The sequence below is a fragment of the Aulosira sp. FACHB-615 genome, assembly GCF_014698045.1.
In the GTDB taxonomy this organism is placed as follows: Bacteria; Cyanobacteriota; Cyanobacteriia; order Cyanobacteriales; family Nostocaceae; genus Nostoc_B.
Genome location: NZ_JACJSE010000010.1, coordinates 254244 through 274382, shown reverse-complemented (window position 1 = coordinate 274382; position 20139 = coordinate 254244). Strand labels below are relative to the sequence as shown.

Here is a 20139-nt window from a genome sequence, read left to right as displayed (position 1 = left end):
TGAAATGCCTGAGCCTATTTTATTAAGTCAGATTTTTGCCAAGCTTACTTCTTTAGGACGTATTCATCCCGTTTCTACAGGTGTTGAACCCTCGTAAATTGGCTACGGTATTGACTAACTGAAGCGTATTGCCTAAAAAAGGGGGGAAATTTTCTTCAAGTCCCCCTTTTTAAGGGGGTCGCCGTAGGCGGGGGGATCTTAACGGAAGCGTATTTATCTATAGCCATACACTCGTCCTGATTGAATATTTTCAAGCTCCGCCCTGACTTCCTTTTTAAAGGGAATTAATAACTTACAACAACCCTCTTATTATGGGGGTGGATGTAGGTGAGGGATTTCCATCTACCTTCCTAAACTGAAAAATATGATTGTCACACCCGCACTTAAACGCCAAATCGCTCTACAAATTTCTGCTTCCCCTAATTTCGTGAATTGGTTACAATCTCAACAGATTAGCCTTGCGATCACTACACCTCAAAGTTCGCGGTTAATATTGTTGGGTGTGAATCACCAAGGGCAAATTTCGGGATTTGAACGGGTGTTTGAGCAAGCTGCGGGGTTATACATAACTGATGACAGGATTTATCTGGGTACTAAAGGGCAAATTTGGCAGTTAGATAATTCTTTAGTACCGGGGCAAATTTATGATGGCTATGACAAGTTATATATCCCGCGAGTTGGCTATACTACTGGGGATTTAGGAATTCAGGATTTAGCGGTAGAAACAGAAAATAACCGCATTGTATTTGTCAGTAGTTTGTTAAACTGTGTAGCAACAGTGAGCGATCGCTATAGTTGCATTCCCTTATGGAAGCCTCGTTTTATCTCTCATTTGGTGAATGAAAATCGCTGTCAGTTGAATGGTTTAGCGATAGTGAACGGTAAACCCCGCTACGTGACAGCTTATAGCCAATCTGATGTGGCGAATGGTTGGCAGCAGACATGGCAAAATAACGGTTGTGTGGTAGATATTCAGTCTGACGAAGTTGTGGCGACAGGTTTATCTATGCCGCATTCGCCACGATTTTATCAAGATAAGTTGTGGTTGTTGAATGCTGGTACCAGAGAATTTGGCTATATCGATATATATAGTGGAAAATTTCAAGCGGTGACTTTGGGTTCTGGTTGGTTGCGGGGGTTGGCGTTTGTTGGAGATTATGCGATCGTTGGGTTATCTAAAACTAGCCATCATAGTCTCAAGCTAGTCAATAACAACGCTGAAACTGAATGCGGTTTGATGGTAATTGACCTAAAAACTGGTGCAATGGTTCACTGGTTGCGGTTAGAAGGGGAAGTCACCGAGATTTTTGATGTGCAGATATTATCAAAAGTTAACTGTCCCCAAGTTATGGGATTTTTCTGTGATGAAATTCATCAGTTAATTAATCTAGATCCTCTTTCGCCTTTAGTTAAACAAAATCTGCCATCACCTGCAATCAAATTAACTGAAGATAAATCCATCATCCCAATTCCCAACTCCCAATTCCCCACTCACCAATTTTTAGATACATCGCAACCTGAATTAATTTGGCCGACGGCAGAACATCTGTACGCAGAAGCGTTAACATTACAAAAACAAGGGAAAATTACTGAAGCGATCGCGCAATACGAAAAACTCATTGCTCAACATCCTCGCTATGCTCCGGCTTGGTATCAACTAGGAGTAATTAGAGAAAGTCAGAGACAAACTGAGGCAGCTATTTTAGCTTATCAAAAAGCTATCGAAATTAATCCTCATCATGCTCAAGCATATAATAATTTAGGTATTTTGCGAGTAGATGCCCAAGATTTAGATGAGGCAATTAAATGTTTGACTGCTGCTATTCAAAGTAAACCAGATTATGCTTTTGCTCATAATAATTTGGGTCTAGTTTTGCAAATGCAAAGTAAATTACCCCAAGCAGCAACGAAGTTTCGAGAAGCTTTGCAGATAAATCCAGAATATGCTGAGGCTTATTTAAATCTAGGGATTGTCTTAGAATCACAACATAATTTAGAAGGTGCGATCGCTTGTTTTCGTTTGGCAATTCAATATAAACCAAATTATATTAAAGCACTCAACCGCCTTGGTGTAATACTTACAACGTTAGCGATGTTGGGCAAAGGCGAAGTTAACGAACCTAAGCGGATATTCGAGCGAATTTTAGAAATCCAGCCAGGTTCGGCTGAGGCGTTTACTAATTTATTTTATCTCAAAGAGATGACTTGCGACTGGCGATCGCGTCAGACAGATTTAACTAAGCTTTGGGAACAAACTATTCAAGAATTAGCAACTGGGAAGCAAACAACCCTTGATCCATTCAATTCATTAAACAAGCCTTGGGATAGAAAGTTATTTTGGCAAGTAGCTAAGACTTATGGCAGTTCAATATCTCAAAAATGGGAAAAATTACGACAAAATTTAAATTTTCAACATTCCCGATCTTTGAAAGGTAGATTACGCATTGGCTATTTATCCAATGATTTTCGCGCCCATGCTACTAGCCACTTAATGAAGAATTTATTCCGCTTACACAATAAAGCAGATTTTGAAATTTTTACTTACTCTTGTGGTGAGGATGATAATAGTAAATATCGTCAGTACATTGCAAATTATAGTGAACACTTTCAAGATATTGCAGATTTATCTATCGAAGAAAGTGCCGAACTTATTTTTAATGATGGAGTTCATATTTTAGTTGATATTAATGCTTATACATTTGGTTCACGCAGCCAAATTCTTGCTTTGCGTCCAGCACCCATTCAAGTCAACTATTTGGCGTTTCCTGGAACAATGGGTAGTGATTTTGTAGACTATATTATTGGCGATGCAGTAGTTACTCCACCAGAATTTGCTAATACATTTAGTGAGAAAATTGTTACTTTACCACACAGTTACCAAGTCAACGATTACCAACAGGTAATATCGGATCATCCTGTCACCCGTTCACAATACGGTTTACCAGACTCAGGTTTTGTTTTTTGCTGCTTTAATAATCACTACAAAATTGAACCAACAATCTTTGATGTTTGGATGAGAATTTTAGCGGCTGTACCAGGAAGTGTTTTGTGGTTAATTGCTCGCTCTGCTGTTAATGAAGCTAACTTGCAAAGAGAAGCCGAAGCAAGAGGAATAAATGGCGATCGCTTAATTTTTGCCCCACCCGAAGCCAAAGCTCAACACTTAGCTAGGCATAAATTAGCAGATTTATTTTTAGATACTTTATATTACAATGCTCACACAACTGCCAGTGATGCTTTATGGGCTGGATTGCCAGTAATTACCTGTCCTGGGGAAACTTTTCCTTCGCGTGTAGGCGCTAGTTTGTTAATGGCAATTGGTTTACCTGAGTTGATAACTAACAGTTTAGAGACTTATGAACAGTTAGCAATTAATTTAGCTAAATCTCCTGAAAAATTACAACAAATTAACCAGAAATTAGCCCAAAATCTTACCACATATCCACTGTTTGATACTCCGCTTTATACTCGCAATTTAGAGCAAGCTTACCTGAGAATGTGGGAGATTTACGCATCTGGTCAACCAGCAAAAGCGATAACAATTAATGGGTAATTAAGCCCTGGCTGAATCGAAGTTCGTTAGGGGTAATATCGTGTTCGGTAAAAGACTTATCATAACAACCGCAGGGGGCAGGAGGAGAAATAGTTTTGTCTTTCTGCACAGATGTGCTGAATCATAACTGATTTACCGGATATGATTAGGACTTACGCACAAAGATTATCTGTGGAGATTGGGTGTCAGGGTGAAAGGGTTTGGGGTGTATGGATTTTGAATCAGTACACCCCTATACCCCTGAACCCCCACCCTCGCCAAAACCCTTGATTTTTTGTTTTGATGCGTAAGTCCTAATGATATTAGATTAATCAATTGGTGATGGTTATCAAAGCAATAAATTTGTTTTTATTGAGAATGAGCAACTAAATAAATCAGTATAGCAATAGTGAGTGTATACACTGGCAACTATGAAGAATTAAATATCAAGTAAACTTACTCAGGTGATCACGCAGAGATACTGAAGCACAGAGCAAGATAAATACTTATTTAGTATGTGGTTTTAACAACACTATCGATAATACTTGATAACCTTCACCTTGAGGCAGACATTCACCATCAGCATCTAAAGGACAAGCAGCTTCAGTAACTTTTGGGCGAGTCCCTAGAACATATTTGGCTGTAATTTCTACTTGTTGATTATGTAATGATTGCAATGTGTTGTGAGATACTTGCTCTGATGGACGCAAGACTAATTTAGTATGGTTTGATGTATCGGTAATCAGAAAAAATTCTTCGCCTAAATAAGCGCGAACCGACATGACCGGCGGAATTTCTTCGTAAACCAATTTTCCTCGGAATGTAGATATTTGCGATTGATTCACCACTCTATTTATTTCCTGGCTTGGGTTATCTTTTACTTGAATTTTCTGTGTGTCTACAATTCCCATTGTTTGACCTAACACTAAACTTAGTTGTAGTAAATCCATAGATTACTTTGTATGTTTTTCTATAAAATTACTAATTTTATTTCAGTAATCAGGTTACTGCTGTGATAGAACTCACAAGTTCTAAAAAGAATGAATATACAAGTATAAATCAGGATGTACTTTCATAAGTAATACTTGCATTTCAAACAATAGGTTAAGAACTGATTATTGGATAATAGTAAGACTTTAAGGTAATCTAGCTAATATAAATTGATTTACAAGTCCAGGCAAGTTTATGTTTAAAGTAATACAGACAATTGTCGTTTTGGTAATTGTAACTTTAGGGTTTGCATCTACGGCTAATGCGGCAAATCCTCGTCAAAGTTGGTTAGAAACTGAAATCTACCAATACAACCATCAATTTGCAACTCAACTACCTCAAGAATTAGCCACAAAAATGCAGAAAATGTCGGCTAGTCCTTTCGCCTTTTATCGCGGAACTGCTCATATCTTTTATCGTGATATGCAGACATTACCTAGTTCAGCATTTGTTAATTCTTCCACCTCAGCTATTTGGTTAGAAGGTGATATGCACATGCAGAATCTTGGGGGAATGAGAGATAGTAATGATAACAATGTTTTTGATACTACCGATTTTGATGAAGGCTATCTTGGCCCCTACGTTTGGGACTTACGACGTATGGCGGTTTCGATTCTTTTAGCAGCTAAAGAAAATGGCCTTAGTTCTGCTGATGCTCAGGATGTTGTACGGAATTTTCTAGATAATTATCTCAACAAAATGAGCGACTTTAAGGGAACTAACGATGAATTATCTTACCGTTTAGACTCTGGTAATACAAACGGCGTTGTGAAAGATTTAATTCAACAAGCTGCAAGTAAAAGTCGCTCTAGTTTATTAAACAAGTATACGCTGATAAATAGCAGTGGTAATCGCGTTTTTCAGACAACCTCTGAACTGCAAACTTTATCTAGCAGCACCTATTCTAGTATTAGTGCTGCGATGAGTAGTTATGTAGCTTCTATTCCTAGCAGTAAGCGATACAGCAATAGTTATTACAATCTCAAAGATATTCGGTTAAAATTAGGCTCAGGAACTGGTAGTCTTGGTAGATATAGATATTACTTGTTAATTGAAGGCCCTAGTTCTGCAACGGATGACGATCGCATTTTAGAAATGAAGCAAGAAACCAGCAGTGCAGTAGCAATTGCGGTTCCAGGTTTATTACCAAGTTCTGTATATAGTAGTCATGAAGGCGCAAGGGTAACAATTGCCGCAAAAGCAATGTTGGCTAACACTGATCCTTTAGTGGGCTATACTACTGTAAACAATCTCTTCTTTATGCTGCATGAAAAGTCGCCTTACCAGGAAGACTTTGACTATACCTTGCTTACCACCAAAACAAAATTCATGGATGCGATGGGATATGCAGGGAAAATTGTAGCTAAAAACCATGCTATTTCTGATAAGGATTATAATGATGCGATCGTTCCCCATAGCGTGGATAAAGAAGTAACTGATATTGTCAGTGGTAACAAAGCTGCATTTAAAAACGAAATTGTCAACTTTGCTGTAGACTATGCAACTCAAGTTGAATATGACTATGCAAGTTTTTTAAATGCTTTAAACCAAGGAGTAACACTTTACTAAGCATTTTGTTTTAGTTTCTCTCAATTTGCAAAACTACAAGATATCACCCTCCCAAATTACAGGAGGGTGATTTTTATAACTTAAACTTTGCGGTCTAAATATTTCTCGATAATCTTTTTGGCCTTGCTTGCATCTTTCTCAAGCACAAATTCATAGAGTGCTGTATACCCTTGCATTTGCAAGAAACTGATAAAATCATCAAAAAAAGTTTGTTTAAGTTAGCAACTATTACTAACTCCTTAAGGCGTATATTCTGTGGAATGCTATTCATCAAAAAACTCTCTCGGTGAAATACACAAAGCATCCGCAATTTTCTTAATATTTAGAAGGCTAACATTCCTTTCCCCACGCTCAACACCTCCGATATAGCTTCTATCTAAGCCACATAAGTGTGCCAAGTCTTCTTGGGAAAGTTTACGAATACTTCGTAGGTAACGGAGACGTTCACCAAATTGTTTTCTAATATCTTTTTCGTTAGATGCTGTCATAGTCATCATTAAAAATGAAATGATGCTTTTAAGTCCACGGACTTTAAGTACCAATTGGGTAGTAAGAAGCATTACAGACTGTGATGTGTGCGATCGCTACCTTTGCCCCAATTGCTAAAATAGAACAGCAACAAATAGTCTAAGTATCCCAACAGTGCGAAGATATCAATTCTTTTATTTAATATTTTTTCTCACTTTAGCTGCTATTGTTAGCTTTTGTTTATTCACTGATATGTCACCGTTGGTTAGTTGCGATAAGTGGAAATATTCTAGTAATTACCCACCAGAAAAATATTATGCTCATCCTGTAGATTTAGTGGTGACACCTTGGCGGGGACAACATAATGTATATGGGACATTTATTATTCCCAATGGTTATAAAAATGATGGTTTTTTTACTCTCACATTACCAGGAGATAAAACTTACTGCGGACAACTGTTAAATGTGAGTGGTTTTGTCATTCCTGGAATTTACCCAAAACCCAAAGAGCGCGTTCTTAGAGGATATTTAAATACTCGTATTGCGCTTTGGTTGATTTTGCAGGGACATATTAACGATTTAAAACAGCCAAACAATTGGAAACTAGGTTATTTCGAGAGCAAAAAAGTTAATAAAAATAGAGATAATGTTTATCACCATAGTAATACAAAATTGATATAAATAAGCATAGATTTATAACTTATTTTTGCCTTTTTACTTTTTACTTTTGCCTTATGTCAGTCATTTTTCAAACTAATACTCCCGCAATACAAGCAGTAATAAAACCTGCTAATAATCCGCCAATCATTGTCCTCACGCCCAAGCGAGCTAAGTCATGTTGGCGGTGAGGAGCCATACCTGTAAGTCCACCAATTGTAATGCCAATTGAGCCAATATTGGCAAAGTTGCATAATGCGTAAGTCGCAATAATTACGGCACGTTGAGAAATTTTGCCGTCTTGAATTAGCTGTTTTAAATCTAAGAAAGCAATAAATTCATTTAAAATTGTTTTTGTTCCTAATAGCGCCCCGACTTGTTGACAATCTTTCCACGGTACACCCATCAACCATGCTACAGGAGCCATCACAAAAGATAATATCAACTGTAAGGATAATTGCGGCAAATTTACAAGCGAACCAAACCAACCCAGTAAAGCATTTAAAGCCGCAAGTAATCCTAAAAAAGCAATAATCATTACCCCTACATTCACAGCTAATTTTACGCCATCAATAGCGCCTGTTGTAGCTGCATCAATGACGTTAACATAGTTAGTTTCGACATCAATTTTGGCTTGTCCTGCTGTTTGAGAAACTTCGGTTTCCGGGTACATTAATTTCGATACAACTAATGATGTAGGCGCAGTCATAAAAAAAGCTGCTATTAAATGTTCTGCGGGAATACCAAAGGAAAGATACGCACCTAAAACTCCACCAGCAATTGTGGCAAAACCACCTGTCATCACAGCATGGAGTTCGGATAAAGTCATACTACCTATATATGGTTTAACCATCAGCGCAGCTTCTGTCGGCCCTAAAAAAATATTACCTGCACAAGATAACGATTCTGAACCTGATGTTTTCATCGTTTTAATCATTATCCAGGCAAGTATATTGACGACTCGCTGTAAAATTCCGTAGTAATACAAAACACTAATAAAAGCAGAGAAAAAGATAATAGTTGGCAGTACTTGAAAAGCAAATAAATGGTCTTTAAAATTTTCACCAAAGACAAATTTTGCACCAACATCAGAAAAAGCTAGAAAATTACTGATAATATCTCCCAAAGATTTAAATATATTTAAACCCCAAGGTGTTTTTAAAATTAGCAACGCAAAAATAAACTCTAATCCCAAACCCCAAGCTACTGTGCGCCAACGAACTGCTTGACGTTCTACAGATAAAGCATAAGAGATGCCAATAAAGACTAATATTCCCAGTATGGAGATAGCGCGTTCCATAATAACTGCCAAAAATGTATAGCTATCATACTCGGCTATCCAGCATACATAAAAATGTAACTTTTTTAACTTTTGTATTTGACTGTCTTGGGATCAAAGGAAAATGCGATCGCTCGTTAATTGAGAGTTAAACTCTATAAAAGCGCAAAGTTAAAAATTTTTAATAAAACTTCGGTATTAAACAATGGCAAAACTGATACCTTAAAACTTACCTTGTTCAAAAACAGTTTATGAATCGCATGTTTCGCCGCTATCATCGTCAGATAGCCATTATTCTGTGCTTGCCTTTATTTTTAACTGTATTAACGGGTATGGGTTATACCATAGCCCATGAATTGTTACACCAAGACGAGATAGGTGAATTCCTTTTAGGCTTGCATACCTTAGAAATCATTCATTTAGAAAAAATTTACCCACTTTTGAACGGCTTAGGGTTAGTTGGCTTATTGATTACTGGCGTAACTATGACGGGTTTATTCCGCAAACGAGCTTCACAAGAATGATTTTGTGGTTTTGGAGATTAACTTCTCTTCGCTAACTGTACTTGCAGTGTATTTATTAGGGTTTAGAGATGGTTTATCAAGTAAACTTTGGATTTTAGGGTACGTTAAGCGCAGATTCCGACCTACTTTATCACAAAATAAATCGCCTAACGTACCATCATAATTTGGCGGTGCGTTATGGCGGAAGTATAACGCACCCGAATTTTATTCCCGACTTCCTTTTTTAAGGCAGGATGAAGCCGTATTTTTTGAGTATCCCCTTAACTTGACTGCTGGATAAAAATTGGCTAAATTCCTTGGCTGCACTGGCATTCTTAGTGCGTTTCACCACCGCCAGTGGATAAACTATCGGTGAGTGGTATTTCTCATCAGCCGCCACAACTACTTTTACTTTGTCAGAAATTTTAGCATCGGTGGCATATACTAACCCGGCATCAGCATTGCCACTTTCGACAGCCGCCAAGACTTGACGCACATTGTTGGCGTAAACCAGTTTAGAGCTTACTTGCCACCAAATATTTAACTTCTGTAAAACTTGCTGCGCGTATTGACCAGCCGGAACGCTTCTGGGTTCACCAATAGCAATGCGCTTGATTTTCGATTCTTTCAGATCGTAAAGGCTGGTAATACCTGTAACAGCTTGGGGTACAACTAGTACAAGGCGGTTTTTTGCCAAAACCGAGCGTGTCCCAGGAAGCAATAACCCTTTTTGTTCTAAAGCATCTACTTGCCTTTTTCCGGCGGAAATAAAAATGTCTGCTGGTGCGCCTTGCTCAATTTGTTGTTGCAATGCCCCAGAAGCCCCAAAGTTATAATTTATGTTGACGTTGGGGTTACTTTGTTGATAAACCGGTTTAATTTCTTCCAGTGCATCTTTTAAACTAGCAGCAGCAGAAACAAGTAAAGTAACGTTCGACTGTGCTGTGACAACAGAAGGTACAATGAATGTTGAACAAACAGCAAGTAACAAACTAGCGAGTGCTGTGCCAAAAAAGGAAAGAACTTGTCTTCTTTTCATAGAAAAATGGTGTAGCAATAGATTCTTCTGCAATTTAATGGCGCTTGGTAGGATCATACCGAGCGTCATTCCAGTCTTTACCAACTGAATTGGTAACATTATGCCAAGAAAAGAACAAGGATGGATCACATTTCAAACATCGGAAGAGGAACGGAAAATTCTCGAAGAGTTTTGCCAGGACTCTCAACGCACCAAAACCGAGATTCTGCGGGAACTTGTGCGTGGTCTGAATAAACACCAAGTATCACAAGCCTCAATACCAACTCCCCCACCAACTACACAGGTAAATCAGGAAAATCTGGAAATGCCTACTGGAGAAATTGGTAGTTCTAAAAAGGCTTTAAAAGTTAGCTCCCGTAATATTCTCAAGGGTGTGGTGAAAAAAGTTGTCATTGGAGCTGTTAATTGTGAGGTGACACTAGAAATTGTTCACAGAGTAGAGCTAACCTCAATGATTACGAGAACATCAGCTGAAGAGTTGGGTATTGTTGCCGGAGAGGAAGCCTATGCAGTGATTAAATCTAACGATATTGTGATTGCTAGAGAATAAAAATGATGAGATTTATTTGATATATGAACAAGGGGGATAAGGTAGACAAGGGAAGGGAGACAAGGGAGACAAGGGGGAGATATTGATTAATCATTGAGGATTTGAGAAACAATCGTACAATCATTCCTACACCCGACTTCTGACTTCTGACTCCTCTGTTTGTACAGGAATTTGGATGATAAATTCGGTTCCTTGTTCGACGGTGGAATGACATACAATTTTGCCGCCGAGTTTTTCGGTGATAATTTGATAGCTAATTGATAAACCTAATCCTGTGCCTTTACCGACAGGTTTGGTAGTAAAAAAAGGGTCGAAGAGTTTAGTGCGAATACATTCAGCAATCCCAACTCCATTATCAGCGATCGCAACTTGCACCCAATTAGCATCAATCATAGAAGTGCGAATGGTAATTTGGTTCGGGTTTTGCTGAATTTCTGACAAACATCGCCCTCTATTAGATTCTTCTAGGGCATCAATAGCGTTTGCCAAAATATTCATAAACACTTGATTCAGTTGTCCAGCGTGGCACTCAACCAAAGGCACAATACCATAGTCCTTAATTACCTGAATTTCTGGGTGTTTGCCTTGGGCTTTAAGACGATGGCTTAACAGTACTAAAGTACTATCAAGACCTTCGTGAATCTCTACTTCTTTGATTTCTGCTTCATCCAAACGAGAAAAATTGCGTAGGGACAGCACAATTTGGCGAATTCGTTCAGTTCCCACCTGCATTGATTGGAGAATACTGGTTAAATCTTGGATGAGGAAAGGTAAATCGGCTGCTTGGAGTTTGGCTTGCAGGGTGGCTGGTGGGTCGGGATATTCTGTTTGATAGTCTTGGAACAAACTCACCAAATCTTGGATGTAGCTATCAAGGTGGCTGAGATTACCATGAATAAAGTTGACTGGGTTGTTGATTTCATGGGCAATTCCGGCTACCATCTGCCCCAATGCTGACATTTTTTCGTTTTGAACTATTTGGGTTTGGGTTGTTTGTAGTTGAGTGAGGGCTTGTTGTAAGTCGGTAATTGCTTGTTCGAGGCGGTCTGACTGGATGAATGTAACTTGCTCAGAAACATCTAATAACTGTGTGAGTGTGGCAATTTGAGAATTTAACTGTGCAATTTTGCGATCGCTCACAGAAGTCACTGGTAAGGAATCTACAAAGGTTTTACCATCATCAAAGGGTAGTAGTGCAGTTTTCACACTTAATGCTAAGGGACGTAGCAAATCTACAGTTGTATGGGAAATTGCCACTTTTAGAAACATCATCACCACAAACATATTTCCTGAAGGCAAAATCCCGCCAAAGCCCGCCACTGATTTAATGTTGAAGGGAATCACAAATTCATGTTGTGCGGGAATATGGGGACTACCGAGCGCATCAGGAATGTGAAAAACGTTGTACATCTGCTGTTCTATATCAACCATCAACGATGGATCAGGCTTGATGACTGTACCTGGATCGAGTCCTAGTTGGTGAATTAGCTGTGAAACCATTGGAATATTTGCGATCGCATTTTCATTCGCCAAGGGAATTGCTTGGTGTCCACGGGATTCATAACGAGAATTCCATTCTGGCTGCTCACCAACCGTTGCCAACAAAGTTAAACACTTCAAATCAGGTAAAATTTCACCATCACCCAACAATTCACGAGCCGATGCTTGTAGTTTTGGAGTCAAATCACTATAAGAATGGGTTTTGAATAATCTAATCAAAGCGCAAGATTGATTTTGGGTTTTGTCATCAACTAAGCTTTCATATAAATAATTAATAATGGCTCTACCAGCTTCTTCCATCGTTGTCACATTCTGCCCTAGCTGGCGTAATGCTAAACCACATTCAGACATATTTCTGAGTGTGAATTGATTGAGGTCGTACATGACAAAACCTTTCTACCAAAACTACATTTACAATTTGCGTGGAGTTTATATTTCCCCAATCTTTGGCTGTAAATTTTGGTCTTTATGCAATTTTTACTGAAAATTTATACGCTAAGGTATATCTATGAAAGAACCCGGAAATAATGAATTCTTGTTAACGAGGCAGGAGGCAGTAAGGAAACGGATTGTAGCATTGTTTACCTTGCCCAACTTAAGTTCATGTTTTCATACAGACTTACTTAAATTCACGGGACTTAGTAATGACACTGTATTTCTTCCACTGTGCGTCTCGAAATATACATTAGTTATTCATTAACCCTGAGACCTTTTTAGTATTGGAAAGAATTATTTTCGCAACCCTTTTGCCTTCTGCCTTGATCTGTAAACATATTATTTTCACCCTTAAGTCAAGCAAACGCTGTGCGTAATAACCTGGAAGAAACTCATTTAAACCGCGCCCGTGCTAGTCTCCGACAAGCATTATCTTGGTATGGATATCTTCGCAAGTCAGGGCAGTTATCATCTAACCCAGAATTGGCAGGTTTGGTCAAGCCAGAATTAGACGCTTTAAATGCCACACTCAGTAAACTAGACGCGAATTTAATTAAAATTGCGGTGTTTGGTTTGGTGAGTCGGGGAAAATCCGCAGTCTTAAATGCTTTACTGGGAGAGAAGATTCTGCAAACTGGCCCTTTAAACGGGGTGACTCAATGGCCGAGGTCTGTGCGATGGCAACCACCAGGCGGTAAAATTATTGTCGAATTAATTGATACACCAGGATTAGATGAAATTGCGGGGGAAGCACGGGCGAAAATGGCGCGGGAAGTGGCGCGTCAGGCAGATTTAATTTTATTTGTAGTTTCTGGTGATATTACGCGGACAGAATATCAAGCGTTACTAGATTTACGTCAGGCGCAAAAACCGTTGATTTTGGTGTTTAACAAAATTGACCTTTACCCAGATACAGACAGAGGCGCAATTTATCGCAATTTACAACAACTGGGCGCAGGAAATCCCCAAGCGCAGCCTTTGTTACCTGATGAAATTGTCATGGTGGCGGCGGAACCTGCACCAATGGAAGTGCGGGTAGAATGGCCGGATGGACGTGTGAGTTATGAATGGGAAACTCTACCACCAGAAATTACCGAACTCCAGCAAACATTACTCAAGATTCTCAATCGTGAAGGTAGGTCACTTCTAGCGTTAAATGCACTCGTTCAAGCCAGGGAAGCGGAAGCAAAAATCGCGCAAAAAACTCTAGATTTACGTGAAAAAGAAGCAGAAGAAATTATCTGGCAGTTTACTAAATATAAAGCGTTAGCAGTAGCATTAAATCCGATCGCAGTTTTAGATATTCTCTGTGGAACCGTGGCTGATTTAGCTTTAATTCGGGCTTTGGCCAGATTGTATGGTTTACCGATGACTAGCTATGAAGCGGGGAAAATTCTCAAAACGATTTTAATGAGTTCTGGCGGTTTGTTGCTAGGAGAATTAGGCAGTAGTTTTGTATTAGGATTAGGTAAAAGTACTGCGGCGATCGCTAGTGGTGATAATCCAGTCAATATTACTAGTTTTGCTGGCAGTGCGATCGCTCAAGCGGGAATTGCTGGTTATGGTGCTTATGCTGTTGGTAAAGCCGCCCAAGTTTATCTCGAAAAAGGCTGCACTTGGGGACAATTAGGCGCGAGTACCGTAATTCAAGAAATTCTTTCGCAAGTTGACCAAAATACAATTCTGTATCGGTTGCAACAAGAATTAGGTTTAAAGTATTGAGAATTTCTAAGAATTATTTCCCTAATTGTTGCTGTTCATCAGCCTTCATCAACTTGTATCAAATTCTGCTGATAATTGCGCTAGATTCCTAATTTACAATGCACCATAAAAGGGTGAAGGGAAGAATTCAGAATCCAGAATTCAGAAGTCAGAATGTTTTATTAACCATAATTCAGGCTTTTTACCTTTTTGCATCAAAAATGACAAGAGGGAAAACCCAATCAATTTAGTTTATTAACAGAGGGTGTTCCCCACAGCAATTTTTTTTGAGTTTATCTAAACTGAAAGTATTGGCTCCTACACTCTATCCCAGTAAACAAAGGTAGATTTATCATGACAGCAACCTACGACAGATTCGATACCGTACAGCAATCTGAGCAAAATGGCTCTAAAACCATCGAGCAAGCAATTTTAGAAGCCATCTCCGAAGCTCGTTCAACTTGTGAAACCAATGGCGATGGCTCTCCTAACTGTGCTGTAGCTTGGGATATCGTTGAAGAATTACAAGCGGAAAAAGCGCATCAACAACAAGCAAAACACCGGAAAACTTCTCTAGAAAGCTTCTGTGATACCCATCCAGACGCTTTAGAATGTCTCATGTACGATGTTTAATTCTCCCGTAAATCAGTTATTGCTGATTTCGTCAGTTGTTTAATTAGCTCTAAATTTGGCGGTGGTGTTTCACTTTCCATCCCTAACCATAAAAGATATTCCACATTCCCAGCCGGGCCTGTAATGGGCGACCAAGTTAAGCCTTTGTATTTCCAGCCTAATTGATCTGCGGCTTGTAATACCTGAAAAATCGCATCAGCTTGGTCGTCAGAATCGCGTACTACACCTTTTTTGCCAACACGGGATTTTCCCACCTCAAATTGTGGCTTGACTAATAAAACCGCTTCACGGGGAGCTTGAGTTAATTGCCACAGTGCAGGCAAAATCTTGGTTAAGGAAATAAACGACACATCTACCACCGCCAAATCGGGAATGCGATCGCCTCCAGCGTATAATTGTTGGGGCTGTAATTGGCGTAGATTTGTCCGTTCTCGCAAAATCACCCGCGCATCATTTCGTAAGCGCCAATCAACTTGGCCATAACCAACATCAATACCATAAACTAAGCTGGCTCCAGCTTGCAGCAGACAGTCAGTAAAACCGCCTGTAGAAATTCCCCCATCTAAACAAATTCTTCCATCGGTAGGAATCGCAAATAATTCCAAAGCTTTTGCTAGTTTATCGCCACCACGAGACACAAAGCGCGATCGCTCTTTGACTTTGATTTGCGCCGCTATATCTACTTCTGTCCCTGGTTTATCAATTATCTGCTGATTAACAGTCACTTCTCCCGCTTGAATGAGTCTTTGTGCTAAAGCACGAGAAGCGCATAAATTTAACTCTACTAATAATGTATCCAGCCTTTGTTTAACCAATTAATCTGCTTCTCCTGGTAAAATTAAATCTAAACCATAATTAATAATTTCTTCACTGTTAATTAGCTTTTCTAATTCTTCGGGTTCATAACGTCCTTCTTCTACTTCTAAAGAAGCTTGATCAATAGCATTTAAATAAGCTTCGGTTAACGTTTCTCTTAATTCTTCCGGGGTGAGGTAATATCCTCCTGCTTTCCGGCGTTTATTTTCTCGTTGAATTTCTCGAATTGAATTCCGAATAGAAACATCCCAAGAACGAGTTGAGCGATTTTCAGCTTGTTGTTTAATCAGATGTAGCAGCAAAATCACTGCATAACTCCGAATTGTTTTGATAATATCATTGCGGCTCATTTCCTCTAATTCTTCGACAACAATTAATGCTTCTGGAATATTACCTTTAAGCAACAATTCTTTGAGATTTAATAATTCTTCCATAATTAGTACCTCAAAAAAGACGTTGCAATGCAACGTCTTTACATCTAAATTATTACATCAAAATTTGAATTTACTAATCTAAACCATCATTACCTACAGCCGCCCTGACAAGTGCGGCAAATTCATCTAGTGTGATATTGCTTCTGAGCCTTTCGACTATCGCTCCTCGAATCGAACCTTCTGGTGTTGTATAAGGTAATGCAAATAATCCTCCTGTGTGGAGTGTGACGCTTGGTGTGGAAATATGAGTGATTGGATCTATATATGACACACCTGTAACTGTGAAACTACCATTAATGCCTCTAAAAAATGTCCCTATAGGTGGATTTATTTGAGCAGCAGCAGTAGATAAATAGGCACCAGGAGTAACATAGACTACTGCACCAGCAAAGGAACCGGGATCACCAGAGGAAAAATCTGCGATGGGACTTTCTATTTGAGTTTGTGCTGATGCTGGAGTAGAAGTGAAGTTTAAGCAGCTAATTAATCCCGCAAAAAATAGACCTGCTTGCCAAAAAATTCCAGCAGAACGAGAATTTAACATCATGTGATAAAGTCCTTAGTTTGGAGAAATTAAGTCTTGCTTGCTGGATGTTGTTTATGCAAATCAGTTGTTTTAAGTTTTGTCTTGGGCGCTGAATTTTCAATAATTGGGATAACTAATAAGATATAAGCTTTTGGGGATTTTAGCTAAGAATTTATAACCAAAAATGTAAATTTAAAAGACATAAACAAAAGTAATGATAATCTATTTACCGTTAGTGACGTTAGGCGATCGCGTTTGTTATGATGTAAGTTAATTATTAAAGTATTTATGGCTGTCAGCACTAAAAATCGGCGGAAAAATGGTGTCTTTTTCATGAACGTGAATTAATCAGAGTTAACTGGCTAGGACAACAGGTAACAACTTAGACTGGTGTAGGTTGGGTGGAGGAACGGAACCCAACATTCACGCATACTTTGTTGGGTTACGCTATCGCTACACCCAGCCTACTACTCTAGTACAGGTCGGCGTAAATAAACAGACCATCAGAAATTGCTACAAGGCTTGTGGTATCGTTATTATTTCTTTTTACTTTTGCCTTTTTACTTTTGCCTTGTTGTACTAGTCGCCAAGGCGGTGAAATCACAATCTCAACTGCAAACCCTGAATTGCATAATCTAACAACTCCATTGGGTGCATCACCGCAATATTTTTACCTTGCAATTCTAAATGCTTGGTAATTTGTAAAGCACAACCAGGATTCGGAGAAGCAATTAAATTAGCACCAGTATTTAATAAATTTTGTACCTTTTGCTGTCCTAATTCCTCTGCGACTTCTGGTTGTAATAGGTTATAAACCCCAGCACTACCACAACACAAAGCTGCGTCTAAAGGTTCTCGTAAAGTCACGCCAGGAATTTGACGTAATAATTGACGCGGTTGCAAACTAATTTTTTGTCCATGTAATAAATGACAAGCATCTTGATAAACCAAAGTTAGAGGTTTATCTGTAATTGGTGATAGTTTAGCTGTTAAGCCAACAGTTGCTAAAAATTCTTGTGCATCTTTGACTTTAGCTGCAAAATTCTCCGCCTTTTCTCGATATTCTGGATCATCAGCTAAAATGTGACCGTATTCTTTTAATGTATGTCCACAACCGGCAGCGTTGATAATAACAAAATCTACATCAGTATCAGCGAAACTATCAATCATTTGTCTGGCTAAAGCTTTGGCTTGTTCTGTTTGTCCTTGGTGTTCAGGAAGTGCAGCACAACAACCTTGCGATTTAGGAATCACAACTTCACAACCATTTGCTGTTAATACTCGCACTGTCGCTTCATTCACAGGGGAGAAAAACAGCCGTTGCACACATCCCAAAATCATGCCGACTCGATAGCGTTTTGTACCTTTGGCGGGAATAATATCTGGTAAGTTATCTTGAAAAGATTTGACAGTAATTTGTGGCAGAATTGATTCCATTGCTGCCAATCGTGGTGAGATATTTTTGAGAATGCCAGTTGCTTGTAATAATTTAGAAAATCCCAACTTTTGATAAACAAATAATGGTACAAGTAAAATGCGTAAAATATCTGGGTTGGGAAATAAAGCAAATATCAATTGACGTATAAGCTTATCTGGTAAACTGCGGGGATAATTACGTTCAACTTGATGACGGGTGGCGGAAATTAATTTGTCATATTGTACGCCTGAAGGACAAGTTGACACACAAGCAAGACAACCTAAACAACTATCAAAATGTTCGACTGTGGCTGTATTGAGGGCAATTTCACCTTCATTAATTGCATCCATCAGATATATACGTCCTCTAGGGGAGTCCATCTCTTTCCCAATGACGCGATAACTAGGACAGGTTGAAAGACAAAATCCACAATGTACACAAGTATCAATTAATTTTGGGTCAGGTGGATGATTATTATCAAAGCCTTGTAAATTTTTGATACTAGCTGTATTATTAACAGAATTTTCTGAAACTTGCATATTTATCCTCTGAGTTGAAAGTGCTGAGTGCTGAGTAAAAATCTTAGTACTTAGCCAGGAGTGAAGAGTCCCTCTTTCATATAAATTGCTGAATACTGAGTAAACATAATAGTCACTCTTGTATACTGGACTATGAAATAAGTTTTATCGGGACTTTCTTGGCGGTAGTTAGTTAAATTCCACCGACAAATCGACCCGGACTTAAAATATTTTGGCTATCAAACTGTGCTTTAATGCGGCGCATCAAGGGCAAAGCATTACCGATGTTACCCCAAACATCAATATTTTGCTTGACTGTTGCAGGTGCAGTTAAAATAGATAAGAAACCTTGATGATTTTGAGTGCGATCGCGCAATTTTAAAACTTGACTTTTCTCCTCTAATTGTAGCCAACCCAAACCGCTACTAATATGAACTAAACCAATGTTCACTTGATTTAAAATCTCCACAGCCGCGCTTGGTAACACTCCTATTTTGCAGGTAATTGCCGACTCTGTGTCAGGAGATTTGATTTGGTTTTGTAATCTCTGCCATAGATTGGTATCATCTGCATCGGCGTATACTGCCCCATTTAAACCCAACTTTGTACCGACTTCCAAAAGGCGGTTTGATTGTTCTTTGACACTTTCACTAATACTTTGAAAACGGGCAATTAATCCTAATCCTGTACCCAAACCTAAGTTAGATACAAGTTGTGCAGATAGTAAATCAGCTTGGGTTGGTGTTAACGCTGAACCTCGCAATGTAGAAGCAGCTTGAGATATGGCCTCTGCTGTTCCAGTTAACACCACAGTACCCGCTACTTCTTGCATCGGATACACGCGAAAAGTGACTTGACTAATAATTCCTAATGTGCCGTAAGACCCAGTAAACAACTTCATCAAGTCATAGCCAGCAACGTTTTTAACAACTCGTCCACCAGCTTTGGCAATTTGTCCATCTGCACGTACAAAGGTAATACCAAGTAACTGGTCGCGGACACTTCCATAACGTTGTCGCAGAGAACCTGTATCACCAGTAGCTACAATACCACCTATGGTTGCTGTTTCTGGGTCTGTGGGGTCAAGGGCAAGAAATTGGCGTGATTTTGCCAAAATTCCTTGGATTTGGGCGAATTTCATCCCGGCTTCGACTGTAATAGTCAAATCTCCCACCGCATGTTCGATGAGTTGGTTAATTCGTTCTGTACTGACGACAATATCAATACCTTTGGCTAAACCACCCCAGTTCAGTTTACTACCACTCCCACAAGGCAGGACTCGCCACTGATTTTGATGGGCGGTGGCCATGACTTGAGATAGTTGTGTTTGAGTGTGGGGATAGACAATACAAGGGGAATTTACGGCAGATGTCGCCTGTTGAATAGATTTTCGTTGACTGGCTGCGAGATTTTCCCAAAGAACAATATTTTCTTCGCCAACAATAGATGCAATATCGGTTGCAATACCTTTCATTAGTTTAAGTAGTTCAGTGTTAAAAATTATCGTTATGGCAAGGCTGGAAAAGTCAAAAGTAAAAAACCAAAAGTCAAAAGTATTCTTAATTTTTGCCC

At 39.0% G+C, this 20139-nt stretch carries 18 protein-coding genes; 7 read left to right on the top strand and 11 right to left on the bottom strand.

From position 1 onward, the window contains the following. Positions 1-364 precede the first annotated feature (364 nt). Positions 365-3553, top strand: coding sequence for a TIGR03032 family protein (locus H6G77_RS18545; protein ID WP_190872359.1), 3189 nt, complete (start codon positions 365-367; stop codon positions 3551-3553). 485 nt (positions 3554-4038) lie between these two features. Here the strand turns inward: H6G77_RS18545 and H6G77_RS18540 are convergent, their stop codons facing one another. Beyond that, the gene (locus H6G77_RS18540; RefSeq protein WP_190872358.1) at positions 4039-4482 is read right to left on the bottom strand and encodes a hypothetical protein; all 444 of its coding nucleotides are present in this window, start codon (positions 4480-4482) and stop codon (positions 4039-4041) included. Positions 4483-4717: 235 nt separating this feature from the next. Here H6G77_RS18540 and H6G77_RS18535 point away from each other — a divergent pair, with 235 nt between their 5' ends. Continuing rightward, on the top strand, positions 4718-6091 hold the full coding sequence (locus H6G77_RS18535; protein ID WP_190872357.1) for a DUF2252 domain-containing protein: 1374 nt from the start codon (positions 4718-4720) through the stop codon (positions 6089-6091). Between the two features lie 263 nt (positions 6092-6354). Here the strand turns inward: H6G77_RS18535 and H6G77_RS18530 are convergent, their stop codons facing one another. Beyond that, positions 6355-6579, bottom strand: a complete 225-nt coding sequence (locus H6G77_RS18530; protein WP_190589703.1) for a helix-turn-helix domain-containing protein — start codon at positions 6577-6579, stop codon at positions 6355-6357. Between the two features lie 232 nt (positions 6580-6811). On the opposite strand from H6G77_RS18530, the gene H6G77_RS18525 reads away from it, so the two are divergent. After that, positions 6812-7240 carry a hypothetical protein gene (locus H6G77_RS18525; RefSeq protein ID WP_190872356.1) on the top strand — a complete coding sequence of 143 codons (429 nt, stop codon included), beginning with the start codon at positions 6812-6814 and terminating at the stop codon, positions 7238-7240. Between the two features lie 67 nt (positions 7241-7307). Here H6G77_RS18525 and H6G77_RS18520 read toward each other — a convergent pair whose 3' ends face one another. Beyond that, positions 7308-8516, bottom strand: coding sequence for a NupC/NupG family nucleoside CNT transporter (locus tag H6G77_RS18520; RefSeq protein ID WP_190669517.1), 1209 nt, complete (start codon positions 8514-8516; stop codon positions 7308-7310). Between the two features lie 230 nt (positions 8517-8746). On the opposite strand from H6G77_RS18520, the gene H6G77_RS18515 reads away from it, so the two are divergent. Further along, entirely contained in the window at positions 8747-9019 is a 273-nt protein-coding gene (locus H6G77_RS18515) for a peptidase (protein WP_190589558.1), read from the top strand. A 223-nt stretch (positions 9020-9242) separates the two neighbouring features. Here H6G77_RS18515 and modA read toward each other — a convergent pair whose 3' ends face one another. Next, complete coding sequence (gene modA / locus H6G77_RS18510) at positions 9243-10037, bottom strand: molybdate ABC transporter substrate-binding protein (RefSeq protein ID WP_190872355.1); 795 nt, start codon at positions 10035-10037, stop codon at positions 9243-9245. A 100-nt stretch (positions 10038-10137) separates the two neighbouring features. Here modA and H6G77_RS18505 point away from each other — a divergent pair, with 100 nt between their 5' ends. After that, positions 10138-10587, top strand: coding sequence for a molybdopterin-binding protein (locus H6G77_RS18505; protein ID WP_190872353.1), 450 nt, complete (start codon positions 10138-10140; stop codon positions 10585-10587). Positions 10588-10713: 126 nt separating this feature from the next. Here the strand turns inward: H6G77_RS18505 and H6G77_RS18500 are convergent, their stop codons facing one another. Further along, positions 10714-12471: a sensor histidine kinase gene (locus tag H6G77_RS18500; protein WP_190872351.1), complete on the bottom strand. Its 1758-nt coding sequence runs from the start codon at positions 12469-12471 to the stop codon at positions 10714-10716. 420 nt (positions 12472-12891) lie between these two features. Here H6G77_RS18500 and H6G77_RS18495 point away from each other — a divergent pair, with 420 nt between their 5' ends. After that, positions 12892-14244, top strand: a complete 1353-nt coding sequence (locus tag H6G77_RS18495) for a GTP-binding protein (protein WP_190872350.1) — start codon at positions 12892-12894, stop codon at positions 14242-14244. Positions 14245-14577: 333 nt separating this feature from the next. Then, entirely contained in the window at positions 14578-14856 is a 279-nt protein-coding gene (locus tag H6G77_RS18490; protein WP_190669528.1) for a Calvin cycle protein CP12, read from the top strand. On the opposite strand, the gene H6G77_RS18485 is transcribed toward H6G77_RS18490, so the two are convergent. From H6G77_RS18485 to H6G77_RS18460, 6 genes are all read right to left on the bottom strand, one after another. Continuing rightward, positions 14853-15671: a TlyA family RNA methyltransferase gene (locus tag H6G77_RS18485; protein WP_190669530.1), complete on the bottom strand. Its 819-nt coding sequence runs from the start codon at positions 15669-15671 to the stop codon at positions 14853-14855. The two genes, H6G77_RS18490 and H6G77_RS18485, sit on opposite strands and share 4 nt — an antisense overlap. Beyond that, the gene (locus H6G77_RS18480) at positions 15672-16106 is read right to left on the bottom strand and encodes a DUF29 family protein (protein ID WP_190589551.1); all 435 of its coding nucleotides are present in this window, start codon (positions 16104-16106) and stop codon (positions 15672-15674) included. It abuts the gene before it with no gap. A gap of 73 nt (positions 16107-16179) precedes the next feature. Further along, positions 16180-16653 carry a hypothetical protein gene (locus tag H6G77_RS18475; RefSeq protein ID WP_190872348.1) on the bottom strand — a complete coding sequence of 158 codons (474 nt, stop codon included), beginning with the start codon at positions 16651-16653 and terminating at the stop codon, positions 16180-16182. Between the two features lie 143 nt (positions 16654-16796). After that, a complete protein-coding gene (locus H6G77_RS18470) occupies positions 16797-16967 on the bottom strand; it encodes a hypothetical protein (protein WP_190589549.1) in 171 nt (56 codons plus the stop codon). A gap of 265 nt (positions 16968-17232) precedes the next feature. Continuing rightward, positions 17233-18588, bottom strand: coding sequence for a (Fe-S)-binding protein (locus tag H6G77_RS18465; RefSeq protein WP_190872347.1), 1356 nt, complete (start codon positions 18586-18588; stop codon positions 17233-17235). 172 nt (positions 18589-18760) lie between these two features. Beyond that, positions 18761-20041, bottom strand: a complete 1281-nt coding sequence (locus H6G77_RS18460; RefSeq protein WP_190872346.1) for an FAD-binding oxidoreductase — start codon at positions 20039-20041, stop codon at positions 18761-18763. Positions 20042-20139 lie beyond the last annotated feature (98 nt).